Origin of the sequence: Curtobacterium sp. 8I-2 (assembly GCF_902506155.1) — a bacterium.
In the GTDB taxonomy this organism is placed as follows: Bacteria; Actinomycetota; Actinomycetes; order Actinomycetales; family Microbacteriaceae; genus Curtobacterium; species Curtobacterium poinsettiae.
Window position 1 is genome coordinate 123,919 of record NZ_LR732826.1, and the last position, 17,866, is coordinate 141,784.

At 72.8% G+C, this 17,866-nt stretch carries 23 protein-coding genes; 9 read left to right on the forward strand and 14 right to left on the reverse strand.

What is annotated here, in order from left to right; genetic code table 11:
- Positions 1-48: 48 nt before the first annotated feature.
- Positions 49-537 (forward strand): hypothetical protein, encoded by a 489-nt coding sequence (locus tag BOSE127_RS00660; RefSeq protein WP_042540423.1) that lies wholly within the window; start codon positions 49-51, stop codon positions 535-537.
- Between the two features lie 12 nt (positions 538-549).
- Here BOSE127_RS00660 and BOSE127_RS00665 read toward each other — a convergent pair whose 3' ends face one another.
- Positions 550-1,155 carry a dihydrofolate reductase family protein gene (locus BOSE127_RS00665; RefSeq protein ID WP_042540421.1) on the reverse strand — a complete coding sequence of 202 codons (606 nt, stop codon included), beginning with the start codon at positions 1,153-1,155 and terminating at the stop codon, positions 550-552.
- A gap of 239 nt (positions 1,156-1,394) precedes the next feature.
- Here BOSE127_RS00665 and BOSE127_RS00670 point away from each other — a divergent pair, with 239 nt between their 5' ends.
- A complete protein-coding gene (locus BOSE127_RS00670) occupies positions 1,395-2,807 on the forward strand; it encodes a protein kinase domain-containing protein (RefSeq protein ID WP_017885811.1) in 1,413 nt (470 codons plus the stop codon).
- Between the two features lie 622 nt (positions 2,808-3,429).
- On the opposite strand, the gene BOSE127_RS00675 is transcribed toward BOSE127_RS00670, so the two are convergent.
- Both BOSE127_RS00675 and BOSE127_RS00680 read right to left on the reverse strand, forming a co-directional pair.
- The gene (locus tag BOSE127_RS00675; RefSeq protein WP_159555969.1) at positions 3,430-4,233 is read right to left on the reverse strand and encodes a trypsin-like serine protease; all 804 of its coding nucleotides are present in this window, start codon (positions 4,231-4,233) and stop codon (positions 3,430-3,432) included.
- A gap of 24 nt (positions 4,234-4,257) precedes the next feature.
- Positions 4,258-4,755, reverse strand: a complete 498-nt coding sequence (locus BOSE127_RS00680; protein ID WP_042541053.1) for a hypothetical protein — start codon at positions 4,753-4,755, stop codon at positions 4,258-4,260.
- Between the two features lie 178 nt (positions 4,756-4,933).
- On the opposite strand from BOSE127_RS00680, the gene BOSE127_RS00685 reads away from it, so the two are divergent.
- Positions 4,934-5,587, forward strand: a complete 654-nt coding sequence (locus BOSE127_RS00685; RefSeq protein WP_017885678.1) for a helix-turn-helix domain-containing protein — start codon at positions 4,934-4,936, stop codon at positions 5,585-5,587.
- A gap of 63 nt (positions 5,588-5,650) precedes the next feature.
- Here the strand turns inward: BOSE127_RS00685 and BOSE127_RS00690 are convergent, their stop codons facing one another.
- The 5 genes from BOSE127_RS00690 to BOSE127_RS00710 form a co-directional block, all read right to left on the reverse strand.
- Positions 5,651-6,178, reverse strand: coding sequence for a COG4315 family predicted lipoprotein (locus tag BOSE127_RS00690; RefSeq protein ID WP_159555970.1), 528 nt, complete (start codon positions 6,176-6,178; stop codon positions 5,651-5,653).
- A gap of 103 nt (positions 6,179-6,281) precedes the next feature.
- Positions 6,282-6,821: a hypothetical protein gene (locus BOSE127_RS00695; protein ID WP_139179683.1), complete on the reverse strand. Its 540-nt coding sequence runs from the start codon at positions 6,819-6,821 to the stop codon at positions 6,282-6,284.
- A gap of 49 nt (positions 6,822-6,870) precedes the next feature.
- Positions 6,871-7,323, reverse strand: coding sequence for a hypothetical protein (locus BOSE127_RS00700; RefSeq protein ID WP_159555971.1), 453 nt, complete (start codon positions 7,321-7,323; stop codon positions 6,871-6,873).
- Positions 7,320-7,892 carry a TetR/AcrR family transcriptional regulator gene (locus tag BOSE127_RS00705; protein ID WP_042541061.1) on the reverse strand — a complete coding sequence of 191 codons (573 nt, stop codon included), beginning with the start codon at positions 7,890-7,892 and terminating at the stop codon, positions 7,320-7,322. Before BOSE127_RS00705 ends, BOSE127_RS00700 begins: the two co-directional genes overlap by 4 nt.
- Positions 7,885-8,733: an alpha/beta fold hydrolase gene (locus tag BOSE127_RS00710; protein ID WP_042541063.1), complete on the reverse strand. Its 849-nt coding sequence runs from the start codon at positions 8,731-8,733 to the stop codon at positions 7,885-7,887. Before BOSE127_RS00710 ends, BOSE127_RS00705 begins: the two co-directional genes overlap by 8 nt.
- A gap of 105 nt (positions 8,734-8,838) precedes the next feature.
- Here BOSE127_RS00710 and BOSE127_RS00715 point away from each other — a divergent pair, with 105 nt between their 5' ends.
- On the forward strand, positions 8,839-9,414 hold the full coding sequence (locus BOSE127_RS00715) for a GrpB family protein (RefSeq protein ID WP_159555972.1): 576 nt from the start codon (positions 8,839-8,841) through the stop codon (positions 9,412-9,414).
- Between the two features lie 31 nt (positions 9,415-9,445).
- On the opposite strand, the gene BOSE127_RS00720 is transcribed toward BOSE127_RS00715, so the two are convergent.
- Together BOSE127_RS00720 and BOSE127_RS00725 are read right to left on the reverse strand one after the other, a co-directional pair.
- On the reverse strand, positions 9,446-10,390 hold the full coding sequence (locus BOSE127_RS00720; RefSeq protein ID WP_017885671.1) for a nuclear transport factor 2 family protein: 945 nt from the start codon (positions 10,388-10,390) through the stop codon (positions 9,446-9,448).
- Positions 10,391-10,630: 240 nt separating this feature from the next.
- On the reverse strand, positions 10,631-11,101 hold the full coding sequence (locus tag BOSE127_RS00725; protein ID WP_042541067.1) for a MarR family winged helix-turn-helix transcriptional regulator: 471 nt from the start codon (positions 11,099-11,101) through the stop codon (positions 10,631-10,633).
- Positions 11,102-11,164: 63 nt separating this feature from the next.
- On the opposite strand from BOSE127_RS00725, the gene BOSE127_RS00730 reads away from it, so the two are divergent.
- Positions 11,165-11,692, forward strand: a complete 528-nt coding sequence (locus BOSE127_RS00730) for a phenolic acid decarboxylase (protein WP_017885669.1) — start codon at positions 11,165-11,167, stop codon at positions 11,690-11,692.
- A 2-nt stretch (positions 11,693-11,694) separates the two neighbouring features.
- A complete protein-coding gene (locus BOSE127_RS00735; RefSeq protein WP_159555973.1) occupies positions 11,695-12,489 on the forward strand; it encodes an alpha/beta hydrolase in 795 nt (264 codons plus the stop codon).
- Here the strand turns inward: BOSE127_RS00735 and BOSE127_RS00740 are convergent.
- Together BOSE127_RS00740 and chrA are read right to left on the reverse strand one after the other, a co-directional pair.
- A complete protein-coding gene (locus BOSE127_RS00740; protein WP_017885667.1) occupies positions 12,467-12,859 on the reverse strand; it encodes an arsenate reductase ArsC in 393 nt (130 codons plus the stop codon). The two genes, BOSE127_RS00735 and BOSE127_RS00740, sit on opposite strands and share 23 nt — an antisense overlap.
- A 14-nt stretch (positions 12,860-12,873) precedes the next feature.
- Positions 12,874-14,085, reverse strand: a complete 1,212-nt coding sequence (gene chrA, locus BOSE127_RS00745) for a chromate efflux transporter (RefSeq protein ID WP_159555974.1) — start codon at positions 14,083-14,085, stop codon at positions 12,874-12,876.
- A 45-nt stretch (positions 14,086-14,130) separates the two neighbouring features.
- On the opposite strand from chrA, the gene BOSE127_RS00750 reads away from it, so the two are divergent.
- A complete protein-coding gene (locus tag BOSE127_RS00750) occupies positions 14,131-14,799 on the forward strand; it encodes an arsenate reductase/protein-tyrosine-phosphatase family protein (protein WP_159555975.1) in 669 nt (222 codons plus the stop codon).
- Positions 14,800-14,990: 191 nt separating this feature from the next.
- On the opposite strand, the gene BOSE127_RS00755 is transcribed toward BOSE127_RS00750, so the two are convergent.
- Positions 14,991-16,178: a glycosyltransferase gene (locus BOSE127_RS00755; RefSeq protein ID WP_017885664.1), complete on the reverse strand. Its 1,188-nt coding sequence runs from the start codon at positions 16,176-16,178 to the stop codon at positions 14,991-14,993.
- A gap of 293 nt (positions 16,179-16,471) precedes the next feature.
- Between BOSE127_RS00755 and BOSE127_RS00760 the strand changes: the two genes are divergently transcribed.
- A complete protein-coding gene (locus BOSE127_RS00760) occupies positions 16,472-16,825 on the forward strand; it encodes a hypothetical protein (RefSeq protein WP_017885663.1) in 354 nt (117 codons plus the stop codon).
- Between the two features lie 25 nt (positions 16,826-16,850).
- On the opposite strand, the gene BOSE127_RS00765 is transcribed toward BOSE127_RS00760, so the two are convergent.
- Positions 16,851-17,348 carry a hypothetical protein gene (locus tag BOSE127_RS00765; RefSeq protein ID WP_017885662.1) on the reverse strand — a complete coding sequence of 166 codons (498 nt, stop codon included), beginning with the start codon at positions 17,346-17,348 and terminating at the stop codon, positions 16,851-16,853.
- Between the two features lie 202 nt (positions 17,349-17,550).
- On the opposite strand from BOSE127_RS00765, the gene BOSE127_RS00770 reads away from it, so the two are divergent.
- A complete protein-coding gene (locus BOSE127_RS00770) occupies positions 17,551-17,865 on the forward strand; it encodes a hypothetical protein (protein ID WP_152427129.1) in 315 nt (104 codons plus the stop codon).
- Position 17,866 lies beyond the last annotated feature (1 nt).

Sequence of the window (17,866 nt, forward strand, 5' to 3'; positions counted from 1 at the left end):
CCTCCCGTCGTTCGCGGTGTGGGTCCGCAGCGTCACTAGGCTCACAGCGTGCGCTCCGTCCCCGCCCTGCTCCTGCCCGCGATCGCGGGCGTGCTGCTGCTGGCCGGCTGCGCCGGGCCGTCGCCCGTCGACGAGGCGGCGCTGCACGCCTGGGAGAAGCGGCAGATGGCCGCCGAGTCGGACCGGGACCTCGGCGCGATGTTCGCCGAAGAACCCGCCGGGCAGAGCGCGACGGGGAACGACGACGAGATCGACCGTGGCGTCACGATCACGTTCGCGCACCCGGAGACGGTCGACCACCTCGAGTTCTCGTGCTTCGGTGACGGGCACATGAGCGGTTCGGTCATGGTCGTCTCCCGGGAAACGTCGCGGAACCACATCATCGAGGCGATGCCCTGCGGCGACGGGGAGCAACGCATCGACCTGCGGCGAACCTGGCGTGCCGACGTCGACAGCATCTCCTTCAACGGGTTCGACAGTGACCGCGACAGCGCCTGGAACGTTCGCGTGATCGGCGCAACGCCCGGCGCGGACTGATCGCCCGAGCGTTCAGGACCGCCGGACGTCGTACCGGTGCAGGGTGACGCCGTTGTCGGAGCGCTGCTGCTCGATCAGGTCGAGCTGCACGAGCGGGCGGTGCCCCGAGAGCGGCGGATCGAACAGCGGCCGACCGGCACCGAGCACCGACGGGTGCGTGAAGAGCATGACCTCGTCGAGCAGCCCGGCGTCGAGCAGCTGACTCGCGATGCTCGGCCCACCGACGCCGATGTCGCCCTCGCCTTCGGCACGGATCGCGGCCAGCTCGGCGATCGCGTCGCCGTCGCCTCCGATGACCCGGGTGTCGTGGTCGGCGCTCGTCCGGGTCCGGGACACCAGGATCTTCGGCTGCGCGGTCCAGATCTCGCCGTACTCTCGCAGGTACTCGGGCATCGACTCGTCGTGCCGGGCATCGGGCCAGAACGGGTCCATCATGTCGCGCACGACCCGGCCTTCGACGGACAGGGTCATCGCGGCCGCCCGGGCGTTGAACTCGCGGTGCAGTGGCTCGTCGATGCGCATCCAGTCGGGGCCGTCCAGGCCGTCGTGCTCGCCGGGTGCCCGTTCGACGAACCCGTCGACGGAGACGTTGATCCAGTAGACGAACCTCGCGGGCATGGCATGACTCCTTCGTCGGGCCGAGCGTACGCGCGCGCTGCCGACCAGCGCCACCGAGGGGCGCACGACACCGGTGTTGCCGAGATGCACCGCGACCTGCGCGTGTTCGACCCGCGAACACCGGTGTTGTGGCGCCCCTGCGCACCGCGCCCCGATCCGGGAAACGCCGCTCGGCGACACGGATACCCGTCGGGATGCGAAGATGCATCGTTGGTGCCGGAGCCGAGGACGAGGGTTGGATGATCCCGACGGAAGAACACGACGCGAGCGCGCCGCTGCTCGACGGTCGGTACCGCCTGGAACAGGCGATCGGTCAGGGCGGCATGTCCGTCGTCTACCGCGGCGTGGACGAGAGCCTGCACCGCCCGGTCGCGATCAAGCTCTTCCACGCGGGCATCGTCGACATCGCCCGGCAAGAGGCCGAACTCGGCGTGCTGGCGTCGCTCGAGCACCACAACCTCGTCAGCCTGCTCGACGCCGGGGTCGTCACCAGCCAGGACGGCACCCAGCAGCGCTACATCGTGATGTCGCTCGTCGTCGGGCAGGACCTCGAGGAACGTCTGAGCGTCGGCCCGCTCGCCTCGCGCCACATCGCCGAGATCGGTTACGACATGGCCGAGGCGCTCGACTACATCCACGCCAACGCCGTCGTGCACCGCGACATCAAGCCGTCGAACATCCTGCTCGTCGACTACGGCAACGCCTCCGAGCGGGCCCGCGCACGCCTGACCGACTTCGGCATCGCGCTCGCCGCCGGCGTCGAACGCCTGACCGCCGACGGCGTGACCACCGGCACCGCCGCCTACCTCAGCCCCGAGCAGGCGCGCGGCGGCGAGGTCGGCCCGCCGAGCGACGTCTACTCGCTCGGCCTCGTGCTGCTGCAGTGCTTCACCCGCCGCCGGGAGTTCCCGGGCTCGCTCGTCGAGTCCGCCGTCGCGCGGCTGTCCCGCGACCCCGTGGTCCCCGAACCCCTGCCCGAGCACTGGAAGCACCTGCTCCGCGCCATGACTGCGCAGGACCCCGCAGCCCGTCCGCTCGGCCCCGAGCTGGTCACGATGCTCCGCGACGTCGTGATCGCCGAGACCGCCGCCCCCGACCACGTGGTCGAGCCGACGGACGAGACAGCCCCGGTGCCGACGCGACCCGAGACCGATCGCCCGGCGACCCTCGACACGCTGCCGAACGAGTCGCTGCAGCGCACCACGACCATGGCTGCTCGGCTCTTCGACGCACCGATCGCCCTGATCGAGGTGCTCGACGAGGACCGCGAGTGGTCCCAGTCGTACATCGCCGAGGGCATCGACGAGGCGGCCCGGAGCATCAGCTTCACCAACGGCTTCGCGCCCGTGCCCGTCCCCGTCGTGATCCCGGACGGTTCCGCACACCCCGAGATGCGCAACAGCCCCCTGGTCACCGGCCCGCTCGGCATCCGCTTCTACGTCAGCGTCCCGCTCGTCCGGCACGACGGCGCGCCGATCGGCACCCTCGCCGTGCTCGACACCCGACCGCGGCAGGCCACCGAGGACGACCTCGCCAACCTCCGCGACCTGGCGGCGCTCGCCGTCTCGCAGCTCGAGATCCGGCAGGAGTCCCTGCGCACGACCAGCGACTCGCTGCCGGTCCCACGGGTGGGCGGCGACCACACCGCCTGACGGGAGGCCCGGTGCCACCCCGCACCGCGCCTCCCGTCCGCCCGTGGTGGCGTGCCCCGCCGCGCCGTCGCCGTCCGCCGAGCGGTCACGATCCGTCGGCTGACGCGCTCCCGCCCGACCGTTCGTGACCACTCGCCCGCCGGTCGGCGGGGTGTCGTGACCCCTCGCGATGGTGCGGGTTCGCGCGCGTCGGCTCGCACTGCCGAGCGGGCGAAATGCCCGGGTGCCTCCGCGCATGAACCCGGGTGTTTTGCCCGCTCGCGGTGGTGGGGGTTCGTGCGCGTGGGTCGGGGTTGCCGAGCGGGCGGAATGCCGGGGTGCCTCCGCGGGCTGACGCGGGTGTTTCGCCCGCTCGCGGTGGTGGGGGTTCGTGCGCGTGGGTCGGGGTTGCCGAGCGGGCGGAATGCCGGGGTGCCTCCGCGGGCGGCACGGGGCATCCTCGATCTGATCAGGACCCGGGGGTCGCGGGGATCCGGACGCGGTGACGTCCGGATCCCCGCAGGATCGCGAGGTGGGTGGTCGGCCGAGTGGCTGCGAGGTGACCGGGGTGTGTCCGGGTCATGAGGCAGCGCTCAGTCGCCGAGACGGCCGCGGCCGGGTGCACCAACCGGTCGCAGCCGGCTCAGGACGCCGGGGCCAGCCGGTACCGGAACAGCTCGGTGAGCACCTGCTGCACGGGCGTGTAGAGCAGCACCGTCGTGCTCGTCGTGCTCGTCGTGCCCGTCGTCGAACTGCCCGAGATGATCCCGTACAGCCGGTTCGTGGCGCTGATCACCGGTCCGCCGGCGTCACCCGGCTCGATGCCCATGCCGGCATCGGTGCGTGCGGCGGCGAGGTGCTGCGCGCCGGCGCGGCTCGCTGTCGGCACCCGTGTGGCCGTCCAGGAGCAGAGCACCCCGCTCGCCGCCCCGCTGGTGCAGAAGGGATCGGCGTCGGGCTGGCCGGTGCCGGTGACGGCGGCAGGTGCCGGGTCGCCGTCGACACGGGTGAAGACACGACCGGATGCTCGCGGCGTGTACGTCGAGACGGACGGGTCGCAGGACCCGGCGGCCGCCCGGACGCGCGTGCACGCCAGGGGTGGGATGACCGCGAGCTCGACGTCGGAGTCCGCGGACTGCCAGACCACGCTGCCGACGGCCGCGCCGTCGAGCCGCACCGGCGCCTGCAGCGGCGCGCAGCGCTTCGCCAGCACGACCCACCTGGTCGCCCGCTGGTACGCGGTGACCTGGCTCCGGAAGCCCTTGGCGGTCAGGACCGCCCCGACCGTGCAGGTGCTGCCGGGGACCCCGACCTGGGTGCCGGCGATGATCGGTGCCGCGGTGCGGTCCGGGTCGCTCGTGGCAGCCGAGGCCGGTGCGGTGCCGGCGAGGGCGATGCCGACGGCGGCCGCGACGGACAGGGCGACGGCCAGGGTGCGGACGCGCACCGCTTGCGTGTGACGGAACACGGTTCAGCCGAGCCGGCGGGTGCCGTTGACGCGTCCGATCACGGACAGGGTGTCCGGGTCGGCGAGGCGGGCGTGCCAGTGCAGCGTCGTCGTGCCGCGCGGCAGGTCGGGGAACGCCGCGGTGAAGCGGTAGTGCCCGCTGGCGCTGACCATGTCGTCCCCGCTCGTGACCTCGGCGATGTGCTTGCTGAACAGGCCGCGGGGCTTGCCCGGTGCGTCGTAGTAGACGATGACCAGGGTGCCGGGCTTGCCGGCGCCGGCGAAGGTGGTGCCGGTGAAGCTCGTCCGGTCTGGTCCGCCGTGGGTCTTCGCGGTGAACGCCACGGCTGCAGACCGGGTCGGGGCGTGGGCGGTGTGCGTGGTGTGCGGGATCGTGGCGGCCCCGGCCTGCGCGGGGACCAGGGCGCCGGCGGCGAGTGCTCCGCCGAGGGCGACGCCGGCGATGAGCGCGGTCAGCCGCCGGGACGCCGGCTTGCGGGCGGTGGACGGGGTGGGACGCATGGGGACTCCTCGGTTCGGCTCGGGTTGACTCGGTGTGCGTGAACGCTAACAACGGGCCAGACGATCGTCTAGCGAATGCCGGAAGCTGAGTGGATCAGAGGCAAACCGTCCGGACGGCGTGCTCCCCTCGTGCTGTCAGACGTTCGTATGATGACCCGAGACCCGAACGAGGAGTGCGATGAACCAGCGGCAGCAGGCGAAGACCCGGACCCGCGAGCAGATCATCGAGGCCGCGGCGGCGGTGTTCGCGAGCCACGGCTACGCGGGGACGTCGTTCGCCCGGGTGGCCGCCGCCATGGACCGCCCGAAGTCGGCGATCGGCTACCACGTCTTCTCGTCCAAGCACGAGCTCGCCTTCGCGGTCATCGAGCGGCAGCAGGCCCGCTGGGCGGTGATCGACTCGCTGATCACGCAACCCGAGGGCCTCGAGCACCTGCTCGTCATGCTGACGTCCGCCTGTTCCGATGCCATCCGGTGTCCGGTGGCTGCCGGGGCCATCCGTCTGAGTCACGAACTCCGCGGCGCGGGAGAGGTGATCCCGCGGGTCTTCACGTGGGACGACTACGTCCGCCGGCACCTGTCGGCTTCGAGCGGGGGTGTCGGCCCCGCCACCGATCCCGAGTGGGCTCGTGCGGCGGACCTCGTGCTGACGTCGACCTTCGGGGTGATGTGGGCCCGGACGAGTGCACGACTGACCCGTGACACCGAGGGGCAGCTCCGGGACCTGTGGGCGGCACTGTTCACCGGGCTCGGACTGCCCGGCGTGCACGGCTTGCTCGAACAGGTGGAGCCCGTGCGGGTCGGCGGACACCCGGCCACCCCGGGGGACTGACCCCGCAGGGCTCGCCCCTCGCGAGGGGCCCCGGCGGACTGCTGGTCCACCGGGGCGCCGGGCCTACTTCTTCTGCTCGCTGCCGTCCGGGTTGACGACGTACCAGACGCCCTTGTCGCCCTGTCCCGTCACGTCGCCGGCCTTCTTGTCCCCGACGAAGGTGTAGATCGCGCGCCCGTCGATCGTGATCTGCCGCCCGCCGTCCACGCCCTTGATGGTGCCGACCGTCCCGGTGATGCCCGACACCTTCGGCTTCGTGGTCGACGCTTCGATCGCCGGCCACGCCGCCGCGCACGCACCGGTGCACGTGCTCGTGCCGGAGTCCTTGACGTCGGCGTCGAAGTAGTAGGCGGTCATGCCCTTGCCGTCGACGACGACCTTGCCGAGTGTCGTCGAAGCGACGGTCGCGTCGACCGAGGGGGACGAGTCGGTCGTCGCGGGCGCGTCGCCCTGTGCGGCGGGGGACGGCGAGGGCGACGGTGCCGCGGAGCCGGCCGTGGAGCAGCCGGCGAGTCCGAGGCTCAGGGCCAGTGCGGCACCGAGGAGGACGGAGACGGATCGGGATGACGGTGTGCGGTGGGGTGTCGACACGGGGGCTCCTCGTGGTCAGGTCTCGCCGCTGACTGCTGGCCAGACGTTCGTCTAGCGAACGTAACCGCAGTACCGAGCGGCGGCCAGCACCCTGCGCGGCCTCTCATCCGGTGGGCCGCGGATCGTGGGAGCGGCGGTCCGTGTGCTCGACCACGTGGACGCCGTCGACACGCCCGATGACGTCCAGCGACTCCGGGTCGATCAGTCGGGCGCTCCAGGACGCCTGATCGGCGTCGCGGGGCAACTCCGGCAGGACCGCGGTGAAGGCGAACCGGCCGGTCCGACCCACCGCGCTGCTGCCCGGCGCGATCTCCGCAACGCGATCGTCCCCGGTGCCGTCCCGCGGTTCGCCGTAGTGGATGACCACGACGGCGCCGGGGGTGCCCCTCCCGGCGAAGCGCACGCTCACGACTCCGCCGGTACCGACCGTCCGTGGTGGGCGGATCGCGAACCGGTGCGCGCCGCTCGTCGAGGGCGGTGCGCCGAGTGCGGCACCGAGCGCTCCCGATGCCCCGAGGCCGAGTGTCTCGGTACCCGTCGTGGTCGGTGGCGGCGCCGGCAGGGCGAGCGCGACGGCGAGCGCGGCGATCCCCGCGGCGAGGACGATCGGTGACACCCGGACCCGGTCGGTGCTGCGCGACATGGTCGGCCCCTTCGTGGACGGCGTGTGGCGGAAGTCGCCACGCCACACGCTACCGCTTGGCCAGACGATCGTCTGTTCGCCCGCGTCCGCGCCCGCGTCCGCGCCCCCGCCCGCGCCCGCGCCCCACCAGGACGCGCCACCGCCGCTGTTCCGAGATGACGACGGCGACGCACAGGACCGTGACGGCGACCGCGACCGCAGCCGGCCAGACGACCCAGGACGCGGCGATGGCTCCGACCAGGTGCGCGAGGACCGACGCGATCGTCACCACTCCCGGTACCGCGACGGGCGGGTCGCCGCCGGGGCGGTCACCCGGCGTCCCGAAGACCGCCGGCGGCACGACGAGGAGCAGGACGGCGGCGATCGCGAGCACCGGCGAACGGGGCCAGAGCGCCCAGGGCACGGCCACCCATGCGACGAGCTCCGCCGTGAACCGCAGGCCGCCACGGAGCGGGTCGTGACCGACGGGCCTCGACGCGCGCGCCGCCGTGGTGACGGTCACCGTGTTGTCGCGGCACGGAACCCGCGATCCAGGAAGTCGACCATCCACGCAGCACTCGCATCGACGTCCGTGTCCATCTGGAACCCGCCGGACGCCTCGATCGTGGCGAACCCGTGCAGGACGCTGCGGAGCACCCGGAGTGCGTGGACCTCGTCGGCGGGGTCGAGCGGGTAGTCGCGGAGCGCCGCGGCGAAGGACGCCAGGGTGCGGCCGAGCGCGACGGCCAGCGGGTCCTGGGCGTCGGTCGGCCGGACGCTGACGGCTGCCTGGTACCGCGCCGGGTGCTCCCGGACGCTCCGGCGCACGGTCTGCACCGCCGCCTCGAGCGCACTCCGGCCGCTGCGCCCCTGCATGGCGTCGCGGAGTGCGTCCCCGAGCTCGTTCGCGCCGAGGATCGCGATCCTGCGCGTGAGGTCACCGAGTCCGTCGACGTGCTTGTACAGCGACGGTGCCTTCACCCCGAGGCGGTCGGCGACGACGCTCATGCTCAGTCGGGCCAGACCGATCTCGTCGGCCAGCGTCGCCGCGGTCTCGGTGACGGTCGCCGGGTCGAGCCCCGCCCTAGGCAACGGGGCCTGCGACGGGCAAGGTGCGGGCGAGGAACGGCAGCAGCAGGGCGAGGAGTGCAGTCGGCGTCTCGGTGTGGGGGTAGTGGCCGGCGCCGTCGATGACGGCGAGCTCCCCGAGGCCGTCGGGCAGGTCGGCGAGGACGCGCTCGCCCTCGGCGCGGGGGTCGGCCCAGTCCGGATCGGCGCTGCCCTCGACGACGAGCACGGGGCACCGGACGGCACCCAGCTGCTCGCCGGCGTCGGCGGGCGACGTGCGGGTCATGGCGCGGAGGACCGCCATCCGCTCCGGTTGCCGCAGGGTCGTCTCGATGCGGCCGCGCTCGGTCGCCCAGTCGGCGGGCTTGGCGGGGATCGCGATGTCCAGGTACGCGAGCCAGCCGGGCAGGCTGCCGCTCGTCATCACGCGTGCGAGCTGGACGGTGCCGGCGCGGTGTCGGCGGTTGCGCAGGAGCCCACCGAGGTCGACGGACTGCTTGCGCGTGAACGGTGCCAGCTCGACGATGCCGGCGACCTGGTCGGGTGCGGTGGCCGCGGCGATCGTCGCTGCGCCGCCGCTGATCGACTGCCCGACGACCACGGCCGGGCCGCCGAGGTGCCGGGCGACGGCGACCAGGTCGCGTGCGATGTCGGAGCGCTCGTACCCGGACCACCCGGTGCTCGAGTCGCCGCAACCCCGCAGGTCGACGTTCGCGACCCGGTAGCCGGCCGCGACGAGCTCCGGCACGACGAAGCGGTAGGAGTGGCGGCTGTCGCCCATCCCGTGGGCGAGGACCACGAGCGGCCCTGAGCCGGAGAGGTCGTAGGCGATCGTGCCGCCCTCGGTGTCCAGGTGTTCGAGCATGACGTGGCTCCTTCGGCTACGGGTAGTAACTCAAAGGCTAATACGCGTAGCCGGAAAGTCAAGGACTGCTCTGGTCCGCGCTCCGGGTGCTGCCATCATGGCCGGGTGCACCATGACGAGGACCACCCCCGACCGGACGTCACGACCGTCGAGATCATCGGCGGCCCAGAACCGGTCACCGTGACCCTGCACCCAGCCGACAGCGGGTGGGCTGCGGTCTTCGCGGACCACCGGCGACGCATTGCGGAGGCCCTGCCCGGCTCCGGCGCGGACGCTGCGGTCGTCGAGCACATCGGTTCCACGGCCGTCCCCGGCCTGGCGGCGAAACCCATCGTCGACATCGTGGTCGTCGTCGCCGACATCACCGCCGAGGCGACCTACCTCGACCAGCTCCTCGCGGCCGGGTACGAGCTCCGCGTGCGCGAACCCGGCCACCGTCTGGTCCGGACACCGGCTCGCGACGTGCACGTGCACGTCTACGAGCAGGGCGCGACGGCGGTCGAGGAGTACCTGCTCCTCCGCGACCACCTGCGCGTCGACGCCGACGACCGCGCGCTGTACGAGCGCACCAAGCGGGAGCTGCTCGGCCGGAGCTGGGACGACATGAACGCCTACGCCGACGCGAAGACGGCCGTCATCACGGCGATCAAGGAGCGGGCGCGCCGGAGCCGCGCGTCCTGAGACGCGCGGCTCCGGTTCCCGCTGCCCGGTCTCAGCTCGTCGGGACGACGTCCCAGTGCTCGCGGATCAGGTTGCCGTCCACCCGGAACAGGTCGGCTGCGCCGAACGGTGCGTCGGCCTTCGCCCCGACCTGCTTCGAGAACGTCCACACCAGGTCGCCGTCGGCCAGCGAGATGACGGACTCCTGCTTCGGCAGACCCTGCGCGGCACTGCCGGCGAAGAACTGCTTGAGCGCGGCGGTGCCGTTCGCGGCGACCGAGTTGTGCTGCAGGTACGCCGGGTCGAACTTCTCGTCCAGCACGGACACGTCGTGGTCGCGGAACAGCCGGTTGTACGCGGTCACCGCGAGCACCCGGTTGTGCTCCTCCTGCCGCTCGGTCAGGTGGTGGTCACGCTTGGCGGCCGGGTACAGGTCGCTGAACATGCTGTTCGTGTTGCCGCTGGCCGGCGTGCCCGTCGGGACCGTCTGCCGGAGCGCCCACCACTCGCTGATGCGGCCGTTGCGCATGCGGAACAGGTCGACGGCGGCGTCACCGGTGCGTTCGTCCTTCGGCTTCGCGGTGATCTGCCAGTGCACGGCCACCAGGTCGGCGTCACCGGCGATGTGCTTGATCACGGCGTGGGCACCGGGGACCCGGGCGCGGTCGGCGGTGAACTCGGCGAGCAGTGCAGCCGGACCCGAGGCGCTCTTCGCACCGTGGGCGACGGCACCCGACGCCACGGCGGTCCGGGCCGCAGCGCGTGCCGTCGCCGAGGCGGGGGAGCGGAACGCGCACCGGAACAGGTGCCGGACGGTGGCCTCGTTGCGCTGCTCGGCGCGACGGTCGAGCCGCGAGACGGCCGTGCCGCCCTCGGTGGTCCGCGCCGCGCGGGACACCGTGTGGTGCGCGGAGGTCGTGGTGGTGGAGGTGTGGAGGGGTGCCGCCACGGCCGGGCCGGCCACGAGCGACACGGCGATGGCGACCGGAGCTGCCACCGCACACGCCTTGGCGATGATGGGGAGAAGTGATGTCGTCTGCACGGCAGAACGATGGAACCGGTCCCTGGGGGCCGCCGCGCGCCCTGGAGCCGTCGCGTGCTGCGACCGTGACCGACTTCTCAGGCGCGGTGCGGGCCTCCCGGGTGGTCTGCGAACACCCTGCCAGGGTGACCCGCTCCCGCTGGTGATCGACGAGCCGGACCTGTGCGACGGCTCACGCGCACTGTCAGCCGATCCCTACGCTCCGGGCTCCTCGATGGTCAGACGGAGCTCGGCGAGGACGGGCAGCGCGGCGCGCAGCGCGTCGACCCCGTCCGGGCCCAGGCGTTCGAGCGCGCCGACCAGGACGTGCTCGGCCGAGGCGTCGTAGACCCGGAGCCGCTCGGACGCGAGCTCGGTGAGGGCGATCTCGGTGCTGCGGCCGTCGCCGGTGGCGAGCCGCCGGTGGACGAGCCCGCCGCGCTCCATCGCGGTGACGAGGTTGCTGACCGTGGAGCGGGCGAGGCCGAGGGACCGGCCGAGCGCCGTCGGCGTGAGCCACCCGGCCTCGTCGAGGCGTCGCAGCACCTCGATCTGGGCGTCGGGCAGTTCCGGCAGCGCACCGTCACGGCGTGACGCGTTCAGCAGGGTGCGGCGGAACGGGCCGACCTGGTCGCTGAGCCGCCGAGCGATGTCCCGGAGTCCTGCGGTGTCGTGCTCGCTGCCCATGTCCTCAGCTTAGGTCCTCGAAAAAGGTTTGCAACAAAACTATGTTTGGCGCAGGATGGGTGCATGACGATCACCACCTCAGTCGCACAGCCCGTCCCGTCGCAGGACCTCTCCGGCATCGTCGGACACCGGTTCATCTACACGTACGCCAACGGCTGGCAGTACGAGATGTACGTCAAGAACGCCACCACCATCGACTACCGCATCCACTCCGGCATGGTCGGCGGGCGCTGGGTCAAGGACCAGCAGGTCGACCTCGTGGTGCTCACCGCCGGCGTCTACAAGGTGTCGTGGAACGAGCCCACCGGCACGAGCGTCGTCGTGACCGTGGTGCCGGGGGAGCGCGTGCTGCACGGCACGATCTTCTTCCCGCACTGGGTCGAGGAGGACGGCAGCAAGACCGTGCTGTTCCAGAACGACCACCTGGACCGGATGCGCGAGTACCGCGACGCCGGCCCCACCTACCCGATCTACGTCGTCCCCGAGTTCGCCCACATCACCCTGTTCGAGTTCGTCGGCCAGGACGACGAGACCGTCGTCGACACCGCGCCCGCCGACCTGCCGGCCGGGTTCGCCGACCGGAGCAACTGAGCGTGACCGCGGAACGTCCGCTGGAGCGTGCCCTGACGAGCATCCGGCTCGAGCACCGGGGCGGGGCGCTCCGGGGGTGGGAGTACCACCCGGCGCCCGCGGCTGCCGGCGGCTCGGTGCTGTTCGTGCACGGGTTCGGTGACTCGTCGATCGGTCCGCGCCAGCTCTTCGTGCAGGCCGCGACCGCCCTGACCGACAGCGGTCTGACGGTCCGCTCCTACGACCGTCTCGGGCACGGCACGAGCGACGGACGCTTCGCGGACATCTCGATCGGCGACGAGGTCGAGCAGGTCGTCACGATGATCCGGGCGTTCTCGGCCGACCAGGGGGCACCGATCCACGTCGTCGCCCACAGCCTGGGCGCCGTCGAGTCGGCGATGGCGGCGGCGAGGTTCCCCGACCTGGTGCGGAGCCTGACCCTGTGGTCGCCGGCCGGGGTCGTGGTCGACGACATCGCCGTGCACGACACCATCCAGGGGCAGCCGCTCGCGCCCGTCCGCGACCGCGGCTGGTTCGACTTCGCTGGGACCGCCCTCGGGCGCGGGTTCGTCGACGAGGTCCGGGACGGACTCGACGTCTACGCCCAGGCGCGCGAGTACGACGGGCCGGTCGACGTGCTGCACGGTACCGCCGACGAGATCGTCCCGGTCGAGTACGGCCGGCGCTACGGCGAACTGCTCAGCGGGGCGACGTTCACCGCGGTCGAGGGTGCGGACCACGTCTGGTCGTCGGTCCCGTGGCGCGAGCAGCTCGTCGACCGCCTGCTCGAGCGCGTCAGGGAGCGGTCCGGGCGATGAGGTCCTGCACCCGCGCACGCACGTCGTCGCGGATCGGCCGGACGGCGTCGAGGTCGAGCCCTGCGGGGTCCGGGAGCTCCCAGTCCTCGTAGCGCTTGCCGGGGAACACCGGGCAGGCGTCCCCGCAGCCCATCGTGATGACGACGTCGGCGGCACGGACGGCGTCGGTGCGGAGCAGGGCGGGCTGCTCGCCCCGGATGTCGATGCCCTCCTCGAGCATCGCCTCGACGACCACGGGGTTGAGCTGGTCGGCCGGTTCGGAGCCGGCGCTCCGGACGTCGACGCGGTCACCGGCCAGGTGCTGCAGGAAGCCGGCGGCCATCTGGGAACGGCCGGCGTTGTGGACGCAGACGAACAGGACGGTGGGCATGCGGGGTGCTCCGATCAGAGGACGACGGCGCCGAGCAGGCCGGCTCCGATGACGACGGCCCACGGGGGAGCGGACCAGCGGGTGAGGGCGGTGAAGGCAGCCACGGCGAGCGCCAGTGCGGGTGCCGAGCGGACCCCCTCGGTGATGACCGGGTCCCAGAGTGCTGCGGCGAGGAGCCCGACGACCCCCGCGTTCACGCCGGCGAGCACGCGTCGGGCCCACGGCAGGGCGCGGAGCACGTGCCAGAACGGCAGTGCGCCGATGACCAGGAGCGCGGCGGGCAGGAAGATCGCGACGAGTGCGACGGTTGCGCCGAGGACCCCGCCGGGGCTGCCGTGGGCGACGGCGCCGAGGTACGCGGCGAAGGTGAACAGCGGCCCGGGTACGGCCTGTGCGGCGCCGTACCCGGCCAGGAAGTCGGCGTGCCCCACCAGGTGTGTGGCCACTGTCTGCGACTCGAGCAGCGGCAGGACGACGTGGCCGCCGCCGAAGACGAGCGAGCCCGCCTGCGCGAAGACCCCGAACAGGCGCACGGCACCGGTGCCGTGCGCGGCGATCGGGGCCGCGACGAGCAGGGCGGCGAACGCGACGAGCGCCGACACCGCGACCCAGCGGGGGAGCCGGACGGCGCCGCCCGTGTCGGTGGCGCCTGCATCCACGCCCACGGCGACGACGCCGCGGAGCCACACGGCGCCGACCACACCGCACACCGCGATCACCGCGACCTGCGGCCCCGGGCCGGGGACGAGCAGCACCACGATCGCGGCTGCGGCAGCGACGGTCGCCCGTCGGCGGTCCGGCGTGAGCGAGCGCGCCATGCCGAGCACCGCCTGCGCCACCACCGCGGCCGCGGCGGCCTGCAGCCCGAGCAGCCACCCGGCGCCGGCCAGGTCGGGCGTGCCGGACACGAGCAGGGCGAACGCGACGAGCAGCACCGCGGACGGCAGCGTGAACCCGCACCAGGCGGCGAGGAGTCCGAGCATCCCGGCGCGCTGCAGGCCGAGTGCCATCCCGACCTGGCTCGACGCCGGCCCGGGCAGGAACTGGCAGAGCGCGACGAGGTCGGCGTAGGCGTCGTCGCCCAGCCACCGCCGACGCACCACGAAGGTTTCTCGGAAGTACCCGAGGTGCGCGACCGGCCCGCCGAACGAGGTCAGCCCGAGCCGCAGGAACACCAGGAACACCGAGGCAGCGGACGATCGCAGGGGCTCGGGGCTCGTCGTCACCCGCCCATCTTGACGACGGCAGATGGTTCAGTCAACATTGAACTGATGAACATGCGGCAGCAGGACCTCGAGCAGCGCGCGGCGCAGCACGCGGCCCTCGGCGACGTCGCACGCCTGGCGGTCGTCGACCTGCTCGCGGCCTCCGACGCCAGCCCGAGCGAGGTCCGGGCCGCCCTCGGCCTGTCCGGCCCGCTCCTCGCGCACCACCTGCGCGTCCTCGAGCAGGCCGGCCTGGTCACGCGGCGCCGCTCCGACGGCGACGGCCGTCGCAGCTACCTGCACCTCGAGCCGAGCGGTGTCCCGCACGGGGCGGCGGCGGTGCCGGGTCCGGTGTCGCGCGTGCTGTTCGTCTGCACCGGCAACTCCGCGCGCTCCCCGCTGGCCGCGGGCGTCTGGGCGCAGGTCAGCGAGATCGGTTCCCTGTCCGGCGGGACGCGTCCCGCCCCCGCCATCGCCCCCGGCGCGGTCGCCGTCGGTGCGCGCCACGGCCTCGACCTCGGCGACCACGTCCCGCGGTCCTTCCACGACGTCCTCGCCGACGGCGACCTGGTCGTCACGGTCTGCGACCGTGCGCACGAGTCGATCGACGACGGTGACAGCCTGCACTGGTCACTGCCGAACCCCTCGCGCACCGGCACGCCGGAGGCGTACGAGGCCACCTACGCGGACCTGCGGTCCCGCGCCACGGCGCTCGCTGCGCGCCTCGCCGCCTGACGCGGCCCCACGAACGGAACGCCCCGATGAGATCCCCCCTCCTCATCGGGGCGTTCTCCCTGTGCCGTGGTCGGCACGCACCGCCGGGCGGGAGGCTCGGGGCGGGCCCGCACCGTGCCTCCCGTCCGTCCCGTGGCGGCCCCACGGCCGAGCGCGTCGCCGCGGGGACCGCGCGCTCCGGGACGGTGCGCTCAGGGACCGCAGTGATCCGCGACGAGCCCGAGGACCTGCTCGGTGTGGCGTTCCGCCGTCGCGAGTCGGGCGTGCTCGATCGCGGCGTCGGTGTGCGGTCGCAGCAGGTCCCGGTCCGAGGCGAGTTCGATGATCGTCGTGGCGAGCCCGAACGCGGTCTCGTCGTCCGTCAGGACGGCGGCGGATCCGAACTCGCTCGCCAGACGGATGTCGGAGACGATGACCGGACGGTGGTCGCGGAACGCCTCGAGCGCGGTCATCGGCTGGCCGTCGTGCTCGAGCGAGCAGATGACCGCTGCGTGCCCGCAGAGCAGCAGGTCGTGGACGCCCTGCAGGGACAGGCGGCCGTGCACGCGCACCGACACCGGCGTGCGCGTCGGAGGGACGGTCCCGCCGGCGACGTCGACCCGGACCGCGTGCGCCCCCAACCGAATCTCGACCAGCCGGATCGCGTTGAACAGCACGTCGAGGCGCTTGTCCGGCGTGAACCGCGACGCCCAGACGAGCCGGAGCGGGCCGAGCTCCGGCGGTGGCGGCGGTGTCACCGTGCGGTTCCCGATGGCGTTGGGCACGACGTGCACCTCGTCCAGGCCGGCGGCACGCAGGACTCCCGCCTGTCGGGTGGTCGAGGTGACGACGACGTCGGCGGCCGCGGAGACAGCGACGGCCATCCTGCGGCGCGCGTCCTCCATGGGGTGGCCGCCGACGCGGTGCCGGCCGGTCCGGAGCCCGGTCACGACGCGGTGGGCACGACGTGCCAGGGGCGCGAACGCCGCGGCGGTCCGCCCGCGGATCGGAGCGGAACCGTGCACGGTGTGGATCGTCGGCAGCCCGAGCGAGCGCGCCGTGGTCAGGGCTGCGGCGGCGAGACCGAAGTCCGAGTGGGTGACGACGAGACCGATCCGTTCCTCGAGCATCACCGTGCCGAGGTGCCGACGCACCCGCACCGAGTTGCGGACCACCGGCAGGTCCGCCCCCGGGACGCTGATCGACGGCTCGACCTCGAGCAGGCGCACACCGGACTTCCGCAGGTCGGCGGTGTCGCTCGTCGGGGGAGTCGCCACCCAGACGACGTGTCCGGACGCGGCGAACGCCTTCGCCTGCTGGACCAGGGCGGCTCGTTCGCCGCGCATCGCCGACAGCGGGAAGTCGCTCACGAGCAGGACGGTGACCTTCGCAGCTGCCACGTCAGCTGCCGGTCCCGATCAGGGGTGTGGTCTGACGAGGGGTGCGCATGCGGTCTCTCACGGTTCGCGGCAGGACGGGGTGTTCGGAACCGTAGGGGTTCAGAAGACGATCGTCTAGTGAACTCGCCCACCGGCTGAGCGCCCCTTCACGACACCCCGGGCGGACGTCCAGCCGCCGGTGCGCCACCGGATTCGGACCAGACGGCGTCCTCGCACCGTCGCGGCGACTACCGTCGGGAACGGCCGGCCCCGATCGCGGGGCAGCCACCGGCCAGGGGACGACGGGGGACACCATGCAGCAGCGCACCACCACCACGCTCGCGACGCTCACCGCGACGATCGCGCTGGCGGTGACGCTCAGCGGGTGCACGGTGACGACGTCGACTTCGACCGCTTCGTCCTCGCGGACCGTCACGCCGGAGGCCTTCGAACAGGTCGTCGTCGACGCGCTGGCGGACATCTCGGACGCGACGCCCGAGGTCGACTGCGGCGAGGACGACATCGCGATCGAGGACGGCGCCGAGGTGCACTGCGACGTGAACACCGCGGGCTACGACGTGGTCTACGACTCGGTGTCCACCATCAGCACCGACGGGGGCGACGAATACCACGTGGACGTGGAGGTGGCCGACCAGCCCAAGGGCTGACCGGCCACGGCAGGGTGTCCGGCGGCTAGCGGTCGGACGCCTCGACGACGCAGCTCTCGACCTGCTGGGCGGCCTCGGAGTCGTCGGCGAACGGCGTCGGCGCGTCCGAGGTGGTGGTCGACTCGTCGGCCACGGCCTGCTTCGCGACGTCGTTCACGGCGTACAGCGGACCGTCGAAGCCGTCGGCCGTGGGGTCGGCGGTGGTCGCCCAGACGGTGATCTCGTCGTCGTTCGAGTCGTTGCTGTCCGCCGGGACGATCGCCGCACCGAGGTACCAGCCGCCGTCGCCCTCCTGGACGTTCGCGAACTCGGTGGTGTCGTGCGACCCGACCGCCTCGTCGATCATGTCGACGGTGGCACTCGCGGCAACGTCGCACTGCGCCGACTGGGACTTCTGCTCGGAGCCGGGCACCTTGCCGACGGGGTCGATGTTCTGCGCTCCGCCGGGGTCGCAGGCGGTGAGCAGCAGGGCTACGGTGGCGGCGCCGAACAGCGCCGTGACGGTCTTCGCTCGCGTGGACATGGGCCAGAACGTAGGCCGCTCGCGGTGGGCGACGGTTCAGGGGGAGCGTCCCCCGACACCGGTCACCCGGCACCGACCGGCCGGGCGCCGCGTACCCCGTTCTGTCCGCGAAGATGTGTGCGTGGCCCGACGGCGGCCTACCGTGGCACCGGATCAGGGAACCGTCACCGCGGCGGATGCTCCTCTTCACCAGGGAGCAACGTTGAAGTACGTGAACTACGCGGGCACCGTCCGTGTCCTGACGAGCGACTCGATCGCCGAAGCGGTGATCCGGTACGCGGCCGCGCTGCACCAGAGCCGACTGAGCGACGTCGTGTCGATCCCCACCGCCGACGACTTCGGGGTGGCGAGCACCGTCGAGGTGTTGCTGGCCCCGGGTGTCCCGGTCGCGGTGGAGCCCGCACCCGACGACGACCTCGAACCCGAGGGCGAAGCGTTCCTGCTCGAGGTCGCGCGCCGCACCGAAGCGGTGCTCGCCGTGGACACGAGCGCCGAGCCGCCGGACTTCGGGCGCTAGT

What these genes read in the sequence shown, in the direction of transcription:
- BOSE127_RS00665 (WP_042540421.1), bottom strand. Translation starts at nt 1,155, where the DNA reads ATGCCCGCGAGGTTCGTCTACTGGATCAACGTCTCCGTCGACGGGTTC.
- BOSE127_RS00670 (WP_017885811.1), top strand. Translation starts at nt 1,395, where the DNA reads ATGATCCCGACGGAAGAACACGACGCGAGCGCGCCGCTGCTCGACGGT.
- BOSE127_RS00680 (WP_042541053.1), bottom strand. Translation starts at nt 4,755, where the DNA reads ATGCGTCCCACCCCGTCCACCGCCCGCAAGCCGGCGTCCCGGCGGCTG.
- BOSE127_RS00685 (WP_017885678.1), top strand. Translation starts at nt 4,934, where the DNA reads ATGAACCAGCGGCAGCAGGCGAAGACCCGGACCCGCGAGCAGATCATC.
- BOSE127_RS00695 (WP_139179683.1), bottom strand. Translation starts at nt 6,821, where the DNA reads ATGTCGCGCAGCACCGACCGGGTCCGGGTGTCACCGATCGTCCTCGCC.
- BOSE127_RS00710 (WP_042541063.1), bottom strand. Translation starts at nt 8,733, where the DNA reads ATGCTCGAACACCTGGACACCGAGGGCGGCACGATCGCCTACGACCTC.
- BOSE127_RS00725 (WP_042541067.1), bottom strand. Translation starts at nt 11,101, where the DNA reads ATGGGCAGCGAGCACGACACCGCAGGACTCCGGGACATCGCTCGGCGG.
- BOSE127_RS00730 (WP_017885669.1), top strand. Translation starts at nt 11,165, where the DNA reads ATGACGATCACCACCTCAGTCGCACAGCCCGTCCCGTCGCAGGACCTC.
- BOSE127_RS00740 (WP_017885667.1), bottom strand. Translation starts at nt 12,859, where the DNA reads ATGCCCACCGTCCTGTTCGTCTGCGTCCACAACGCCGGCCGTTCCCAG.
- BOSE127_RS00750 (WP_159555975.1), top strand. Translation starts at nt 14,131, where the DNA reads ATGAACATGCGGCAGCAGGACCTCGAGCAGCGCGCGGCGCAGCACGCG.
- BOSE127_RS00760 (WP_017885663.1), top strand. Translation starts at nt 16,472, where the DNA reads ATGCAGCAGCGCACCACCACCACGCTCGCGACGCTCACCGCGACGATC.
- BOSE127_RS00765 (WP_017885662.1), bottom strand. Translation starts at nt 17,348, where the DNA reads ATGTCCACGCGAGCGAAGACCGTCACGGCGCTGTTCGGCGCCGCCACC.